15 protein-coding genes are annotated in these 15,608 nt (G+C 66.5%); 8 read left to right on the top strand and 7 right to left on the bottom strand.

What is annotated here, in order from left to right:
* Positions 1-384 precede the first annotated feature (384 nt).
* From M1M07_RS26160 to M1M07_RS26135, 6 genes are all read right to left on the bottom strand, one after another.
* Positions 385-1,248 (bottom strand): DUF2637 domain-containing protein, encoded by an 864-nt coding sequence (locus tag M1M07_RS26160; protein ID WP_248676059.1) that lies wholly within the window; start codon positions 1,246-1,248, stop codon positions 385-387.
* 260 nt (positions 1,249-1,508) lie between these two features.
* Positions 1,509-1,769: a hypothetical protein gene (locus M1M07_RS26155; protein WP_248676058.1), complete on the bottom strand. Its 261-nt coding sequence runs from the start codon at positions 1,767-1,769 to the stop codon at positions 1,509-1,511.
* 497 nt (positions 1,770-2,266) lie between these two features.
* The gene (locus M1M07_RS26150; RefSeq protein WP_248676056.1) at positions 2,267-2,524 is read right to left on the bottom strand and encodes a hypothetical protein; all 258 of its coding nucleotides are present in this window, start codon (positions 2,522-2,524) and stop codon (positions 2,267-2,269) included.
* Complete coding sequence (locus M1M07_RS26145) at positions 2,521-2,793, bottom strand: hypothetical protein (RefSeq protein WP_248676055.1); 273 nt, start codon at positions 2,791-2,793, stop codon at positions 2,521-2,523. Before M1M07_RS26145 ends, M1M07_RS26150 begins: the two co-directional genes overlap by 4 nt.
* A gap of 58 nt (positions 2,794-2,851) precedes the next feature.
* Complete coding sequence (locus tag M1M07_RS26140; RefSeq protein WP_248676054.1) at positions 2,852-3,853, bottom strand: replication protein; 1,002 nt, start codon at positions 3,851-3,853, stop codon at positions 2,852-2,854.
* Positions 3,854-4,224: 371 nt separating this feature from the next.
* Positions 4,225-4,410, bottom strand: a complete 186-nt coding sequence (locus tag M1M07_RS26135) for a toxin-antitoxin system (protein WP_248676052.1) — start codon at positions 4,408-4,410, stop codon at positions 4,225-4,227.
* 189 nt (positions 4,411-4,599) lie between these two features.
* Between M1M07_RS26135 and M1M07_RS26130 the strand changes: the two genes are divergently transcribed.
* Both M1M07_RS26130 and M1M07_RS26125 read left to right on the top strand, forming a co-directional pair.
* On the top strand, positions 4,600-6,024 hold the full coding sequence (locus M1M07_RS26130; RefSeq protein WP_248676051.1) for a cytochrome P450: 1,425 nt from the start codon (positions 4,600-4,602) through the stop codon (positions 6,022-6,024).
* A 43-nt stretch (positions 6,025-6,067) separates the two neighbouring features.
* Positions 6,068-7,153: a GAF domain-containing protein gene (locus M1M07_RS26125; RefSeq protein WP_248676050.1), complete on the top strand. Its 1,086-nt coding sequence runs from the start codon at positions 6,068-6,070 to the stop codon at positions 7,151-7,153.
* Between the two features lie 216 nt (positions 7,154-7,369).
* On the opposite strand, the gene M1M07_RS26120 is transcribed toward M1M07_RS26125, so the two are convergent.
* Complete coding sequence (locus tag M1M07_RS26120) at positions 7,370-7,816, bottom strand: helix-turn-helix transcriptional regulator (protein WP_248676062.1); 447 nt, start codon at positions 7,814-7,816, stop codon at positions 7,370-7,372.
* A gap of 738 nt (positions 7,817-8,554) precedes the next feature.
* Between M1M07_RS26120 and M1M07_RS26115 the strand changes: the two genes are divergently transcribed.
* From M1M07_RS26115 to M1M07_RS26090, 6 genes are all read left to right on the top strand, one after another.
* Positions 8,555-9,781, top strand: coding sequence for an insoluble domain protein (locus M1M07_RS26115; protein ID WP_248676048.1), 1,227 nt, complete (start codon positions 8,555-8,557; stop codon positions 9,779-9,781).
* Between the two features lie 26 nt (positions 9,782-9,807).
* Positions 9,808-10,554, top strand: a complete 747-nt coding sequence (locus M1M07_RS26110) for a hypothetical protein (RefSeq protein ID WP_248676046.1) — start codon at positions 9,808-9,810, stop codon at positions 10,552-10,554.
* 59 nt (positions 10,555-10,613) lie between these two features.
* Positions 10,614-12,539 (top strand): cutinase family protein, encoded by a 1,926-nt coding sequence (locus tag M1M07_RS26105; RefSeq protein WP_248676045.1) that lies wholly within the window; start codon positions 10,614-10,616, stop codon positions 12,537-12,539.
* A gap of 154 nt (positions 12,540-12,693) precedes the next feature.
* Positions 12,694-14,298 carry a peptidoglycan DD-metalloendopeptidase family protein gene (locus M1M07_RS26100; RefSeq protein WP_248676043.1) on the top strand — a complete coding sequence of 535 codons (1,605 nt, stop codon included), beginning with the start codon at positions 12,694-12,696 and terminating at the stop codon, positions 14,296-14,298.
* A 66-nt stretch (positions 14,299-14,364) separates the two neighbouring features.
* The gene (locus M1M07_RS26095) at positions 14,365-15,009 is read left to right on the top strand and encodes a hypothetical protein (RefSeq protein ID WP_248676041.1); all 645 of its coding nucleotides are present in this window, start codon (positions 14,365-14,367) and stop codon (positions 15,007-15,009) included.
* Positions 15,006-15,605 (top strand): hypothetical protein, encoded by a 600-nt coding sequence (locus M1M07_RS26090; RefSeq protein WP_248676040.1) that lies wholly within the window; start codon positions 15,006-15,008, stop codon positions 15,603-15,605. The genes M1M07_RS26095 and M1M07_RS26090 overlap by 4 nt, the downstream gene beginning before the upstream one ends.
* The last annotated feature ends 3 nt before the right edge of the window (positions 15,606-15,608 follow it).

Here is a 15,608-nt window from a genome sequence, read left to right as displayed (position 1 = left end):
CCCCTGGGATCGGTGGACCGGATGCTCACGGCAGACGGGCCGGGCACGCTCCTGGCCAGGGCGAGGGGCACCGTCCGCCGGCCGCGGGAGCCTACGTTTCCCGGCCCCGGTACCGAGGGGGCCATGATCCGACTGCCACCCCCCACCCCCGAGCACACCGCTCGTCCACGCCGGACTCGACCCGAAGGGGGTCCGGGGGCGGATCGCCCCCGGTCAACGACCTACAAACGCGACTCGGCGCACCGAACCGGGAGGCTGCCCGAGCTCGATGCGCCGAGGTGAATCTGTTGTGCATCAGACATCACGGTTTTGCGATGTCTTTTTGATTTCTGATTGATTCCTGTTTGACGTTCCAGAATCAGTTTTCTGATGTGTTTGTGATGGTCATATGGTGGCGGGTTCGTCGGCTTCGGAGAGCCAGCGGTAGACGGTGGCGATGGAGCGGTCGACTTCCTGCGCGATGACGGGGACCTCGATCCCGGCCTTGCGTCGGGCCAGTGCCCATTCGCGGCGTTCTTCGTGGGAGTGGAAGGTGGGGGTCGGGTCGGCCTCGCGGTGAGTCTCGAGCAGTTCGGCGAGGGGCGCTTCAAGCGGGCGGGGGAGAGTGTCGGCGGTCGTGGTGCGGTTCTGCGGGACGGCCGGTGCCTCGCACACGGTCTCGATGGTTGCCCGGTTCTGGTCGGCGTTCTCGGTGCGAGCCTCGGGCACGGTCGCATTCTCGTCCGCGGTCTTGTGCTGCGAAGAGGCCTCGGCTGCGCTCTCGGTGTGAGTCTCGGTGACCGTCTCGGTGGGGGAGGTGGTGCGACGGCCTTGAACGGTCAGCGCGTGCGTGGATGCGAGCAGTGAGATCGGAGGGAGGGTGGCGATCACGGCGGCGAGAACGGGGTTGAAGCCGGGGGCGTGGGTGAGAACGGCGTGGATCGCGTTGCCTGCGATGGAGACAGTGGCGGCGCCGATGAGAATCTTCCAGAAGAATCGGCGCGCATCCGGGTCGTGGCGGCGGGAGACGACGCCCATCGTCGCTTGGAGGATGGTTCCGTCGACGATGACGGGGAACAAGAAGGCGATTTCCCGAGGTTGGCCGGCCTGGATGCACAGGTCGCGGAGCGCGATGAAGCTGAGAATGAATCCGGCCGCTCCGATTACCACGGTGATGGCGATTCCTGCGCACCACATGAAGCCGCTGACTGTTGTCGCATTCGCGGGTGCGGAGGCGTTCTTGTTCTTGCGTCGCTTCATCGCTTTCATGGTTCCCATAATAACAATGGGAACCATGAAATGAGAAGTGCTGTCTCGCATAAGAGTTGCAGGTCACGGCACGGTTCTCATTCGAGAACGCGGAGTGAGAGGACTGCGTCCCGACCGAGTGTGCGTGTGATTCGGTCGGGACGCTTCCGAGTCGCACCGGCGGGGCCGGGCTGTCTCACCAGCCGGCAGAACTGGTTCTCCGAAAACGCCTCCGGTCCGGACCGGAGGCGAGCATCGCGTCTCCCGCGAGCAGTCCCGGGTCAGATGCCGAAGAACAGCGCGCCGGCGCCGATCGCGGCGGCAACGGCCGCGCAGTAGCCGAAGAAGGCTGCGCCGGCTGCCTGCGATCCTCGCTGCCGACCGGCGATGAGGACACCGATCGTGACGAGTCCTGCGATGAGCAGCAGCCACCAGAATGCGTCGGCCTTCCCGACCAGCTCGCGCAGGAAGGGCGGAGCCTCCGGTTCGACGGTCACGCCGGCCTGGGCATACAGCTGGGCATACAGGTAGAGCTCGTCCACGGTGTTGGTCCCCCTCGCTGGATTGATGGGCGTTCCGGTCGGCACTGTGTCATGAGGTACCGACGGCCCGGTTCTTGCGGGCGGTCTTATCTGGCGCTGCCAGGTGGGGACGGTGACGACGGCGAGAGTCCGGCTGCGTCGAGAGAAGGATGGGGAATGCGAATGAGGCTGGGTGGGTGTACCGGCCGGGATCGCGGGTTCTCGCAGCGGCTCGAAGGTGACATCAGCTGCGAGAAGGACGAGCGGGATCGCGATGGTTCACGTTCGGCCCGTTCCTTGCGTGCTTTTCGACGGTGGGGCCGTTCTCGCCGGGTTTCTCGGCGTGTTCGCATGTGCGTGTTCACCGACCGCACTGCTTGTTGTCACGTTTCCCGTAGCAACAGTGGGAGTTATGCGAGTCTCATGCGCGTCTGTGCCCACGAGTCCGGGGCCGGTATGAGAGCGCAGCGATTCTTATCGTGTTCGGCGGCCGCGGAGCGGCTGCGCGGGCCTGGCGGTCAGGCGCGGTTCCAGCGGCCGACGCCGGTCTGGGCAGTGGATTTGATTTCTCCGGCGGCCGGGGTGTCCCACGGGCGGCCGTTGTTGTGTTCGGCTTCGAGCCGTTCGATCTTCTCGAGGACGGCTGCTTCGAGGAATTCGCCGAAGGTGCTTGGGGGGAGGACTGCGCGGGTGCCGAGGTAGGCGGCGCGGATTCGTTCGGCTTGATCGGTGTGGAAACCGAGCTTGGGGCGTGGGGTGCGCGAGGTATTGGTCATCGCTGGTTCTTCTCGTCCGTGCGGCCGGGGGCGTTGCGTCCGACACCGGTCTGGGAAAGGGACTTGAGCTCGCCCCGGCTGGGGGTGCGCCAGGGCCGGCCTTTGTTGTGGGCGCGCTCGAGGCGTCCGGTGGCCTCGAGCAACAAGTCGGTGATGAACTCGCTGAGGGTGGCCGGGGGAAGGACGGCGCGGGTGCCGACGTAGGCGGCGCGTATCCGGTTGGCGTCGGCTTCGCTGATGTCGAAGGCCATGCGCTTTTTCCCGGTCATGGTTCTCATCGTAACTTCGGGTGCAGGTTCGACTCGGTGGCCTCGGGGCGTGGACCTATCAGCGGATGCGACGTCCGAAACGGTCCTTACGGGCGGTACTCACCGTGGTGCCGCGGCGGGCCTCGAGTACGCGGCGAATCTCGGCGTAGGCGGTGGTTCGGGTCTGTTCGCTGGCCGGGGGGTTGGCGGCACGTTCAGCGAGTTCGGCTGCACGGGCCGCGGCACGTTCGGCCTGGATCTGAGTGCGGCGCTCGGCGGGGGTGGGTGTGGACCACACGTCGGCGAGGGCGCCGAGTTGCCAGCGCAGGAAGGCCATCGGGGACGCTAGGTGCGGCATGGTGCGGTCGCGGCGGAATTCGGTGATCCGGTCGGCAATGGCGTCGCCGGTCCAGCGGGTGGTGTCGATGCCCGCGTCGATGAGGGCATCGGTGATAGCTCCGATGTGCTGGTGGTCGGTGCCAGGTACGTGGTGGCCGTGGCGGTCGACGCCTCGGAAGCCGGGCATGACCGGTGCGAGCCGGTCGGCCAGGCGCGCAGCGGCGATCTGAGCGTGCAACGGCCGCGGTTGTCCCGGCCCCTTCGTCGAGGCCCGTGCGCGGCGCGAAGCGCGCGCGTTGGTGATTACTCGAGAACAAGAGATACCCAGAGAACCCAAGGGGTTCTCTGGTAGATCCGCATGATTCGGAAACTGTGGATAAACCGAAAGATCTGCGGTGAACCCGCTGGTCAAGGCCCACACGGAGGCCGCGCGGAGTTGCTTACCGCCGTGGGTGAGGCTGGCTTCGATGCGTTCGGCGATGGTGAGGTAGCGGCCGCGGACGAGTTCGACCGCGGCCCCGATGCGGCGGAGGATCCGGCGGGCGCGGTCGAGAACGTCGGTGCTGATGCCTGCGTATTCGGCGAGTGTGTCGCGGGCAGCGGTGAGGCTACGGCCGGTGGCTTCGTCGGCGTAGGCGGCGTGGGCTCCGGCTGCAGCGATGAACTTGTCCGGCGCGATGTGGTGTTGGCTGCAGATTTTGATGCCGCTCTCGCTGCGCGCCCAGGTGATGATCTGGCGCATCCAGCCGGCCCGGGAGTCCCAGACGGGGATGGGGGAGTAGGCGCCTTCGGCAACGCGGAGACTGTAGCTGCCGCGACGGCGGCCGCGACGGGTCTTGGGGGCGGCGCGGCCGGGGCCACGGTCGCGCGGTGCATTCGTGCTCCGTCGGGGGCGACACGCGGAGATGTGATTTGAAGGGGAAGTTGAACCAAACGAGCAGTGCTCGCTAATATGCATAGCGAAGACTTTCTGAGCGGAAAGTTGAATGCCCGAAACGTTTGGCGACCGATCGGGCAGATATTTGGTTGGGAAACCCTCCACCCTGGCAGGTGGGGGGTTTTCTGCTTCTGAGGGCGGGCTAGTTGGCGGCTAGCGTCCCTCTCTGGTGGCGTTTACACGGGCACCGCCTTGATCTCGCGAGCAAGGTCCGGCCGACCCGCCTGAAGGGCGAGGAGGTCGGCGACGTACTGGGACAGCGCAACCTTGGCGTCCCCGGCGTCCTTGCGGAGCTGTTCGTGCAGCTCAGCCGGGATACGAAGAGTCATCGCGGCGCGGTCACCCTTATGTGGCTGTGCCATGCGTAAACCCCCGTTCTTCAAGATCGGCCCATGAATCTGCCTCAGATTAGCGGGCCGGCCCGCCGTTGTCAGTTACCCACGTGCATCGGCGTGGCGCGTGTCGACTAGTGGGACATGGGCCGAGGCGTGGGAGGGGACGACGGGAGGGTGCGGTGTGGGTCACACGGACTGTGGGGCACACTCTCAGAAATGGCGTCACCGCAGCTTTCAGCGAGCAGCCCCGCGAGCAGCCCCGCGAGCACCACCGACCCCCAACCGATCCCACGACCTCGGTGGAGACTGCCGCTGCTGGGTGATCTGCTCAGCATCGACGTCGCCAAACCGGTCCAGCACGAGATGCAGATGGCGCGGGAACTCGGCGGGATCTTCGAGCGCAAGATCCTGCAGCATCGGCTGGTCGTGGTCTCCGGAGCCGACCTGGTGCGGGAGGTCAACGATGAGGAGAAGTGGGCGAAGTTCCTCGGCAAGCCGCTCCGCAAACTCCGTGTTATCGCTGGTGACGGGTTGTTCACGGCGTTCAATTCCGAACCGAATTGGCGCAAGGCCCACAACATCCTCGGCCCGGGTTTCAGCCAGGCCGCGATGCGCAGCTACCACGACTCGATGCTCACGGTGATCGATCAACTGCTGCACTCCTGGGATGAGGCAGCCTCGGACGGCCGCTATGTCGACGTGCCGCAGGGCATGACATCACTGACCTTCGACGTGATCGGGCGATGCGGGTTCAGCTACGACTTCGACTCGTTCAACCGGGCCGAACCCGATCCGTTCATCGAGGCGATGAGCCGGGCCCTCGAGTACATCAACCGTTCCTCGAACGACATCCCGATCCTGCGCGCCCTGTTCGGCCGCAGCGCCCGGGAGCAGCACGCCCGCGACATCGCGTTGATGCAGGACACCGTCGATCGCATCGTCGAGGAGCGGATGCGCTCGGACGACAGGCACCCCGATCTGCTGGATCTGATGATGCACACCGCCGACCCGGACACCGGTGAGCAGCTCGACCGTGAAGCGATCCGCAACCAGGTGCTTACCTTCCTGGTGGCGGGCAACGAGACCACGGCGGCCACCCTGGGCTTCGCCATCCATTTCCTGAGCCGGAATCCCGAGGTCGTGACGAAGGCACGCGCCGAGATCGCCGAAGTCGTCGGGGTCGACGGGCAGATCGGGTACGAGCAGGTCGCCAAGCTGCGCTATGTGCGGCGGGTGGTGGACGAGACGCTGCGGCTGTGGCCGGCCGCGCCGGGCTACTTCCGCAAGGTGCGCGGTGAGACGACGCTCGGCGGACGGACTCTGCCGCCGGGGTCGTGGGTGTTCGTGCTGCTGCCGCAGCTGCACCGCGACCCTCTGTGGGGCGACGACCCCGAGCGGTTCGATCCGGACCGATTCGAACCCGAGGCGGTGCGGAAGCGGCCGGCACACATCTTCAAGCCGTGGGGCACGGGAATCCGGGCATGCATCGGCCGGCAGTTCGCCCTGCACGAAGCGGTGCTCACGCTCGCGTCGCTGATCCGGCGATACGACTTCGCTCCCGAACCGGGCTACGAACTCGACGTTCATGAAGCGATCACTCTCAAGCCGCGAGGGTTGAAGGTCATGCTCTCGCTTCGTTGACCAATCGGGTTGGCCGGTATGTTCCTCCCTGGGCAGCTGCACTGTGCCCGAACTCGGGGGAGGTTATAAGTTAATGGTAATTCTCAACACGTGGCATCTTGTCGAGACGTTGATCGACGAGGAGATGTCCGTTGTCAGCTGCGGCGGAGCGGTTCGGGACTGGGCGTCGGTGACCAGGCAAGTTCAGCCGGCCCCGGATCTTCCGATCACACCGATCATTCACGAAGCAGTCCACACTCGCCGGGCGGTCAGGATCGATGTGCGCTCCCGCAAGGGGGCGCAGAAGACGTTCCACATCGAAGCACTGCCGGTCCTCGGCCCCAGTGGTGAGGCGCACGGCGTCCAGGTGTGGGTCGGCGAACCCGGCCAGGTTCCGAGCCCGCCTCGAATCGTGGCCGGTATCGCGTGGGAACTGGAACGCATGGTGATCGGTCAGACGGTCGAAGCGTCGATGATGTCGGGTGTGCTGCCGGAAGCGCATGTCCCGGAGCGGACCCCTGCGGAGTACATCGCCAAGGCCGTCAAGTTCGACGATTCGGCCTCGTTGTTCGAGTTGGGGATCGATCCGGTGCACGGCCGCAAGTGGGAGGCACCGATGTCGGTTCTCCACGCCGACGGCCGCGTAATGCGCTGGTACTGCTGGGGCAAAGGTCGCACCGATCCGGGCAACGTCGGCATTCGACTGCTCTGGCATGACGTGTCCGATACGACTGCGCCGGAGTTGCCGACGTTGAGCGAACTCGGAATGCAGGAGATGCTGCGAACCGCTGGGGTCTACACCGGCGTGTTCGCTGCCGAGTTGGCTGTTCTGACCATGTGGCTTCCCGATGCTCCGCCCTGGGTGACGTGGCGGAACGTCAGTGGCGGAAACGACATCGTTCATCCTGACGATCGGTCCGTTCTTGCGGAAGCGCTCGCGGCCTTTCGCTCGGGTGATGCCGGTCCTCGATCTGCTCGGGCTCGCCTTCGGTCCGAATCGGGATGGCGAACAGCGCAATTGTCGATCAGCCCGTATCCCGGACCTCTCAGCGACCGTCTCGTGCTCGTGCAGGTTTCGGTGCCGGCCGGCGAGTTCGGTGCGCCCGCAGTGGAATTGCGTGGGTCCGATCGGGGGCGCCTGGGAGGGTAGGTCGGTCCCCGGATACCTGCAGTGATCTGGTAGTTTGTCTTCCGCGTCCCCGCCCGTGGGGATTTCCTGAGGCTTGTCGACTCGGCCTCGGATGTAGCACAGCCGGTTTCGGCCGTCTCCGCATGTCTGCGTGAGGCGGGCTGCTATCTCCGCGGGGGGAGTCCAGACGTGGTAATCCGTACGTTCCGTATGTCGACACACAGCGTGTCGCGCGCGTCAGACCGGCGTGCCCGGCGGTCGGGTTCGGGAACGTTCGTAAGCGGCACGGATCTCGGCTGTGTCCACACCCAAGGCTTTGGCCAGTCGCTCGGCAATCGCTTCGCGCAGCGACGTTTCCCCCAGCTCCAGGCTGCTGAGCGAGGCCGTGGAAATGCCGACCTCGAGCGCCAATTGGGGCTGGGTCAGGCCGGCCTGGACTCGCAGATCGCCCAGGTACCGCTCGTGCGGGGGTATCCGCACCAGCTCGGACATCGGGACTTCGAGGGCTTTGACCACTCGGGCCAACCGGTCTACCTGTGGAGTGGCCTGCCCGGATTCCCAGGCGCGAACGGCCGCCACACTCACTTCGGCGAACCTCGCCAGGTCGCCACGGGTGTAACCCTTCTTCGTCCGCAGATCGATCAGCCTCTCCCGGTCGAAACCCCGAAGAGGCCGTCTCGTCATGCCCACAACCTTTCCACGACGGATAACACTGCCCTACAGGAATGGTCTGCGTCATCTTCCACTTGAATAAAGTTTGTTGTAATGTTCCGGAATAGAGTTTCAACCGAAGTGTTCGCTGCGAAGGAGGTAGCTATCGGCTGAGCCGGGTGTGCGCGCCTCTGGCTGGCAACCAGAGTGCGGAGCCGCGGTGAGGCCACCGGCAAAGAGGGAAAACCCCGGACACGTGTCAGTGATTGGCGTCGGTGTCACGTATCCGGGGGTTGAACCACTCACGTAACGACCCATCCGGGCGTGCTACGCAAGCTCGGGCACCAGGTCGCTGCCGACGAGGAGAGCCCACTTCTTTTTCGGGCACTGCTGTTCTTGCGTTACTCGACTGTGCGCTGGCAGCAGCGTTTCCGCGCATGTCCGGCCCCACGGACACGTGCCCAAGCGGACTTCTTCTTTCCTGCAGTGACCTGCCCGACCATCTCGGCACGGGCGGGCAGGGGCATGGGCTCGAGTCCCGATTCCCACCTGCGTCATCTGCCGTGAACGCGCTCGGACCACTGACTACCGCCGAGCCGAGGTTCACCCTCTCCCGGATTTCGGACCGGCGGTTTCCCTATCTCGCTCAGGTCCTTCACGCACACGGGACTCGGTTCATCCGCACGAAAGGCGATGTATATGTCCGTATCCAACGAAGATCGGTTGGCTTCCCGCACCGGCAGACACCGGCGCCGTCGAACGACTAGTGCGGTGCTCAGCACTGCGACCCTGGCACCGGCGGCGGCCGGGTTGCTCATCGCCTTTGCGCCGACGGCAGCAGCGGCTCCGACCGATGACTCCGGTGGCGGTCAGGCGGGGATCACGTCCCCGCCGCAGTCCGGTGGCGGCCAGGCCGGTATCACGTCCACGCCGCCTTCGGCCCCGGCTCCGGCCCCGTCGTCCCCTGAGCCGCAGCCGGCCGAAAACTTCTGGGTTGCGCCTCCGGCCGAGTACAACCGCGGAACCCGTGCCTACAACCCGCAGACCGGCGGCGGCGTGTCGATGACGCAGTACAACAGCTACTCCGGTGGCGGAAACTCCGGCTACTCGGGCTACTCCGGTGGCGGCGACTCGGGCTACAACGCTCCCGTTCCGCAGGTGCCGGTCATCGTCGAGGGGCCGACCCTGCCGATCGAGGCCCCGGCCAACAAGATGCGTTTCGGTCGGGTGATCTTCGATCAGCCCAACTGGATCTCCGATGTCGACGCCGAAAAGACCAACCGCACGACCGCCGTGGTCGAGGCGATGGTGACCGACTACCACCGGTCGACCGGCATGGAGGCCGAAGAAGCCGAGAAGATCGCATCCGCACAGGTCGCAGGCACGGCGGCGGGCGCAGCGGCCGGGTTCGGAGCCGGATGCTTGGCGGCCGGTGTCCCGACGGCCCTGGCGGTGTCCACGGTCTCGGGCATCGTCGGCGCTGGCATGGGCACGATGGTGCCCGTGCCGATTCCGGGGGTGGCTCCGGTCACCTCCGGTGTTGCTGCCACGGCAGCAGGCGCAGCAGGAGGCTTCGCGGCCGGATGCGCGGTCGGCGGCACCCTCGGTGCGGTCGGGGGCGGCCTGGCCGGATACGGGGTCGGTACTGCCTACGGTGCGGGCGAGGACGCCACGCCGATCGAGGCCGAAGTGCCCGATGTCGAGGCCGAGCAGATCGCCGAGCAGGTCGACACCACGCTCGCACAGTGGTCGGAAGATCCGGTGGGTGCGGCCGCTGCCGAGGCGGTGCAGACCTTCGCTACCGAGACCGCTCCGTCGCTCGACACACAGGTCCGTGACTTCGTGCAGGCACAGCCGGGCGGCGAGCAGGTCATCGAGCAGGTCGACCAGGCACTCGAATCGTTCTTCACCGACGCGACGCCGGGTCTGGCATCGCGCCTGGTCAGTGAAGCGGTCGGTCAGGGTCTCGGCACGCAGGCTCCGGCGGTCGACGCCTGAGTTCCGGTCGAAAGGGAGACGAACCGATGAAGCGGAACAACCGAGCAGGTTCGCCGCGGGTGCTCGATGCGACCGCGCCCCGGACCCGCATGGTTCGGACGTCGGCACCGGCACCGGTACCGGCGGCCGAGGAGCGCTTTTCCTCCGTGAAGGCAGCGCCCACACGTGAGTCGGAGTCTCGGGTGGTCGCGGCGGCCGACATCGGCCGCCGCGTTGCTCGCCCGTCAGAAAAGGTCGGCGGCCCGCCGATGCCCCGGCCTTCCGGTCGGATGGTGACCTATGCCGGACTTGGCCTCGCCGCTGTTGCAGTGGTGGGAATGGTTGGCTGGGGCGTGTCGGCACTGTTCGGGGGCGACGACGAGCCGGACTTCGGTGATCTGGTTCCGGCCACAGCAGCGCTGGCTTCGACCACGGCGTCTGCGGCGGCCGATGATCCGTGCTCGCCCGGTGAAGGCGACCAGTCATCGGGTGAAGGGGTGATCGCGGCACTCGAACACCGCTATTACCTGCTGCGGTCGGGTGCGGAAGTGCGGGAGCTGATGGCCCCGGATGCGCCGTTACCCGATGCAGCGACGATCCAGCAGGGCATCGACACCGTTCCTCTGGGGACCACGCACTGCCTTGAGGTGACGGCAATCGGGCCGAACGCCTACAGCGCGCAGATCACCGAGATCCGCCCGGATCGGCGCAGCGAGTTCAAACAGCGCATCACGACGACCACGGCAGAGGACGGCCGGGTGATGATCCGCTCCATCGAAGAAGTCAGGGGATAGTCCGGATGAGGAAGACTGGTCTAGCTCTGGCAGCGGCGGCAGTAACCACTGCGGCCGCGGTGAGCACGCCGACCGTTGCTCATGCTGCGGAGACGAACGGCTGTGCGCGCACGATCGCGCTGATGATTCCCGGCACGACGGAGACCTCGGCTAACGCCGATCCGAAGGTGCCGACGGGGATGCTCGCGGCGGTCGGTGACGCGCTCGAGCAGCGGTTCGGGAAGAACGTCGACGCGGTGTACGTGCCGTATCCGGGGGAGGCGTTCTTCAACGGCACCTCCTATGCCGAATCGAAGTCCCGGGGTGACAAAGCGGCGTCGGAGCTGATGGAGCGGTGCCCGGCGTCGAAGTACCTCATCGCGGGATACAGCCAGGGCGCGCAGATCGGCAACGATCTGGCCGTCACCATCGGCCACGGGCTCGGACCGGTCACTCCGCAACAGGTCAAGGCGGTGATTCTGCTCGCCAATCCGAAGCGGGGCACCGAGGGCGCAACGTTGATCGGCCCGCCGCTCGACGGTCAGGGCATCGCGGGGCCGGCCCCGGAAGGGTTCGGCAAGCTCGCGGGCAAGGTGTTCGACATCTGCCACCCGGACGATGCGTACTGCAACACCGATGGCGAGTCGACACCGTTCCTAGCCTCGCTGGGTCGGATCATCGCCAATCCGCCGGGGGCGGTCGACGTCTCTGCCGAACTCGCCTCGACCGCCACACCGCAGACTCCGACGATCACCGGTGAGTCGACAGTGGCGCATTCGTCGCTGGTCGATGAGCTGTCCTCACCGGGCAACTGGCGCAATGCTGATCTGTCGGCAGTGTTCGGGGCGGCATCTCGGCTGGCCGAATCGGTGGCCGCGCTCGATGTCGCAGGTCCGACATCGACGACCTCGGCGGCGAACATTGCCCGCATCACGCAGCAGGCGCGGTTGGTGTCGGAGACTCTGACGCCGGTAGACCAGGCGCGGCAGTGGATCGACAGCAATCCGGGTGCACGGGAGTCGTTCACCTCGGCTCCCGAGGGATCGCCGGAGGCGACGACGGCGAGCGTGCTCGACACGCTCGCGCAGGTCGATGTTCCGGCGGTGCTCTCGGCCGCCGAAGCGGTGACCGACATGAGCACGGCCCTACTCAAGTCGCGGGCCTCGGGTGAGCCGATCGACGTGTCGACGCTGGCGAGCTCGGCGGACACGCTGGTCGCGGGCCTGTCGCCCTTGGCAGCCTCGGGTCCGGCCGAGTTACGGACTGCCACACAGGTGCTCTCGGTCGCCAAGCCCACGACGATCATCAATCAGCTGCTCAATGTGGTCTCCGGGGTGACCACGATCGACTACGCAGCGGTGGCGGCCGGGTTGCAGCAGCTCCCGATCAAGCTCGCCACCGGTGATGTGCGTGGCGCGCACGCGGTCGCGGGGGATCTGAACAATCAGCTCTCCCCGCTGGTGAAGATGGCCGCCGGGGTGGACTTCAAGACCCTGTCGCGTCTGGTGGCGATGGTGCCGGATCCGTCCGGCACGGCCGCGATCGCAGGCCTGGTGCTCGATCTGCTCGGCAACGTCGATGTGATCCGCTTGGCGCGCAACGTCGGTGAGATGCAGGAAATTGCCTGGTCGGTCGCCGAAAGCGGCAACATGCTCGAGCTGTCGCGGCTGATGCCGGTCGCGCTGGAACTGGCACAGGTGGCTCTCGGGGTGCTCACGCCGGGCCAGAAGATGAGCCCCGATCAACTGCACGACCCGGGCGATCCGATCGGATCGCTGATGGCGGTGCATCCGCAGGACAGTGATCTGGCCGGCCTGAGCCAGTCGGTGATGGCACTGGCAAGCAGTGACGGCGCGGCCGAGATCGGTCAGCTGGTCTCCGAAGGGTTCACTGCGGCGAGCTTCTACGCCTCGAATTCGCACATCGCATATCCGAGCTGGTCCCCGGATGGAAAGGACAACGCGATCGACACGATGGTGAACATTTTCGCCAAAGCGATCGGGTAGGGCCGGGCGGTCCCGGCGGACGGGTGGTGCCGTTGCCAGGACCGAAGCCTTCCACTCACGCGGCATCCGACCTCGGGCGGGCGGATGCGAAGTCACTCACGTGCATGGCCTGGGCGGGCTATCGACAAGCACTCATGCAAAGGGGGGTGAGTACGTGGCTTCTTCGACGACGAAAATTACGCTGGCCGCCAGCGTCGTGGCGCTGATGGGCGCGCTGGTGATGTGCGGCAGCGACAATCCCGAGCCGGACAACTGCCTGCCGACGCAGGGACCGTCCCGGTCGCCGAACAGTCTGCGTGCTGCCACCGGCAAGAAGGTGCAGCCGATGGTCACCGGCACGTACACGTTTACCTCCGGTTTCGGCCCGCGCTGGGGCGCCTCGCACAACGGTGTCGACCTTGCGGCCCCGATCGGCACGCCCTTCTACGCACCGCTCGACGGCATCGTCGTCGCGGCCGGGGATTCCGGCGCCGGTGACGAGAACGGCTTCGACAACTGGATTGTCATCGACTCGGCCACCTCGGACGGCTCGACCATCTCGACGGTCCACGGCCACATGTTTCCGGACGGGGTTCTCGTCTCCGTCGGTGACGAAGTACGCGCCGGGGACCTGATCGGCTTGGTCGGCAATGCCGGTGGCTCGACCGGCCCGCACCTGCATTTCGAGGTCTGGCCCGGCGGCCGGCTCGACGGGGGCTCTCCCATCGATCCGATGCCGTGGCTGGCCGATGCGAACGAACTCGACGCCCCGCAGCAGCGTCCGAGCTCGCCGAATGTGCAACTGGTCGCGGCCGAGACTCCGCTCGGTGCAGGCTGTACCGGCCTGGCTCGCCCCGGCGGAAGGTCCCTTGCGCCAGGTTCGGTCCCCGAGGAGTTCCGCGAGTGGATCGTCAAGGCAGCTCAGACCTGCGATGCGATCGACGCTCCGCTGCTGGCCTCCCAGCTCTATGCCGAGAACCAGTTCCGCCACGGCCCGTCCTCGCCGGTCTCCCCGTCCGGGGCACGTGGTCCGGGGCAGTTCATGCCCGGCACCTGGGCCTCGATCGGCCAGGACCACGACGGCGACGGCATGGCCGATGTCAACTCCATCGGTGACTCGGTGATGTCGATGGCCGACTACGACTGCCAGGTATGGGAGCAGACGCAGCAGTGGCTCCGCGAGGGCAAAGTCTCTGGTGACGGCACCGAACTGATGCTCTCGGCCTACAACTGCGGTCCCGGCAACACGCTCGCCTCCGGCGGGGTATGCGGCAATGCGGAGACGACGAGCTACGTCCGCAAGATCATTGCCGGGCGCGCCGACTTCGCCGGGGTCGACCAGCCTCGGCCTCCGTCGGCGAGCGGTTCGCGGGTCGTCGATGCGGCTCTGGGGTGGCTGGGCACCGATTACGCCTGGGGCGGCGGTGATGTCGCCGGCCCGACTCGCGGAGTCATCGACGGCGGTGTGGCCGACGCGCACGGCGACTACAACAAGGTCGGGTTCGACTGTTCAGGTCTGGTCCTGTACGCGGTCGCACAAGCAACGGACGGAAGAATCGTTCTGCCGCACCAGGATTCCGCGCAGGTCAACGACCCTCGAGGAACGCCGATCACCGCAGCGGCGGACTTGCAGCCCGGCGACATCGTGCAGCCCTATCCAGGACATGTGTGGATCTGGTTGGGGGACAACCAAGTTGTCGAGGCACCCCAGTCCGGCGGGAAGGTCCAGATCACCGCATGGACACCACCGGAAAATGTCAGAGCCATGCGATTCACTTGATACACAACGTTTTTCACACGCCAGGACATCGGAGACGATGAGACACCAGAAAGGGAATATCACACCGTGAGCGAAGAATGGGACAAGGCGGAGGCCGCGGTCCGCAGCCTCGGATCGACCCGGGCGGTCGAGGAGTTGACGGCCGCGGACCTGCGCACCTGGGCGTCGGAGAACAACCTGATGACGCGCACGCAGTGGCCGAAAGTCAAGCGCGAACTCTACAAGCAGTTCGATGTGGACTACGACGCCTTGCGGGAGCGTGAGCAGCGCGAACGGGTCGAGAAGTTGGCGGCGACCGCCGCGACCGCCCCGCTGGTGTCCTTGTCCTCGGCCGGCGACGGCCGTGGATCGTTCGCCGTCGTCGGTGACGCCGATACCAGCGATGTCGCCTGGTACGGCTCGTTCCACAAGGACGACCGGATCTTCCGGCCCGGCGATCAGGACTCGGCAGATGAGGCCAGCGCGGGCAAGGCGGTGTTCCTCGCCGCGAAGGTGCGCGAACACCTCGACGTCGAGGTGGTGCGGCTGCGCCTGCGGGTGAGCAGTGAACGCATCGACGGGGTGAAGCTGGCCGATCTCGCAGCGAAAAAGCAGGTCATCCTCGATCTCGAGGTGGTGCCCACCGGTACCCCGGCCGAGCAGTGGTGCCTCGAGCCGGGCTACGGAGAGTGGCGGGCGATCCGCCTGTCGGACCTGGTGGTGGCCGAATGATCCGCCGACTGGCGCTGATCGGCGTCATCGCCGGGGCCGTGACCGTGGCCGGGTGCAGCTCCGAGGCCGACCAGGATCAGGCAACCTCGAGCACATCGGCGCCGCCATCGACCTCGACGGCGGCGTGGCCCCCCACCGAACCGGCTGCACCCGCCTCACCGTCGACCGCTGCGGAGGCACCGTCGGTGGACACCGACGATCCAGGCGAGCTCGGCCGCACGGTCGTCGAAACCTGGTTCTCCTATGACACCCGCACCGACGCCAATCGCAACGATGCACCGGTGAGGGCGGCCGAGCTGGGGGTGCTGACCGCTGAACTCAACGCGCAGGTCCGCGCCGATGCCGAGATCCCGGTCAAGGCCACCGGCGAGTGGGCGCAGTGGGCGTCGCAGGGTGCGACGGTCACCGCCGTGGCGGTTGAGGTTCCCAACCAGGGACAGGCCAACACCGCAACGAGGTATCACGGCATGTACGAGGTGACCAGCACGGTCACCGATTCCAGCGGCACCGAGATCGGCAGCGACGTCCAGTACGTCGCCGTGGTGCTGACCGACGACGGCGACGGATGGCGCGTGTCGTCCGTCACCACCCTGTGAGGC

The organism is Rhodococcus sp. HM1 (assembly GCF_023218075.1).
Lineage (GTDB): Bacteria > Actinomycetota > Actinomycetes > Mycobacteriales > Mycobacteriaceae > Rhodococcus.
This window is presented reverse-complemented; position numbering and strand designations above follow the sequence as displayed.

Bases quoted from the DNA above. Each gene is read 5' to 3' on its own strand.
- M1M07_RS26090 (WP_248676040.1), top strand. From the start codon at position 15,006: ATGATCCGCCGACTGGCGCTGATCGGCGTCATCGCCGGGGCCGTGACC.
- M1M07_RS26130 (WP_248676051.1), top strand. From the start codon at position 4,600: ATGGCGTCACCGCAGCTTTCAGCGAGCAGCCCCGCGAGCAGCCCCGCG.
- M1M07_RS26145 (WP_248676055.1), bottom strand. From the start codon at position 2,793: ATGACCGGGAAAAAGCGCATGGCCTTCGACATCAGCGAAGCCGACGCC.
- M1M07_RS26110 (WP_248676046.1), top strand. From the start codon at position 9,808: ATGAAGCGGAACAACCGAGCAGGTTCGCCGCGGGTGCTCGATGCGACC.
- M1M07_RS26120 (WP_248676062.1), bottom strand. From the start codon at position 7,816: ATGACGAGACGGCCTCTTCGGGGTTTCGACCGGGAGAGGCTGATCGAT.
- M1M07_RS26160 (WP_248676059.1), bottom strand. From the start codon at position 1,248: ATGAAAGCGATGAAGCGACGCAAGAACAAGAACGCCTCCGCACCCGCG.
- M1M07_RS26135 (WP_248676052.1), bottom strand. From the start codon at position 4,410: ATGGCACAGCCACATAAGGGTGACCGCGCCGCGATGACTCTTCGTATC.
- M1M07_RS26140 (WP_248676054.1), bottom strand. From the start codon at position 3,853: ATGCGCCAGATCATCACCTGGGCGCGCAGCGAGAGCGGCATCAAAATC.
- M1M07_RS26150 (WP_248676056.1), bottom strand. From the start codon at position 2,524: ATGACCAATACCTCGCGCACCCCACGCCCCAAGCTCGGTTTCCACACC.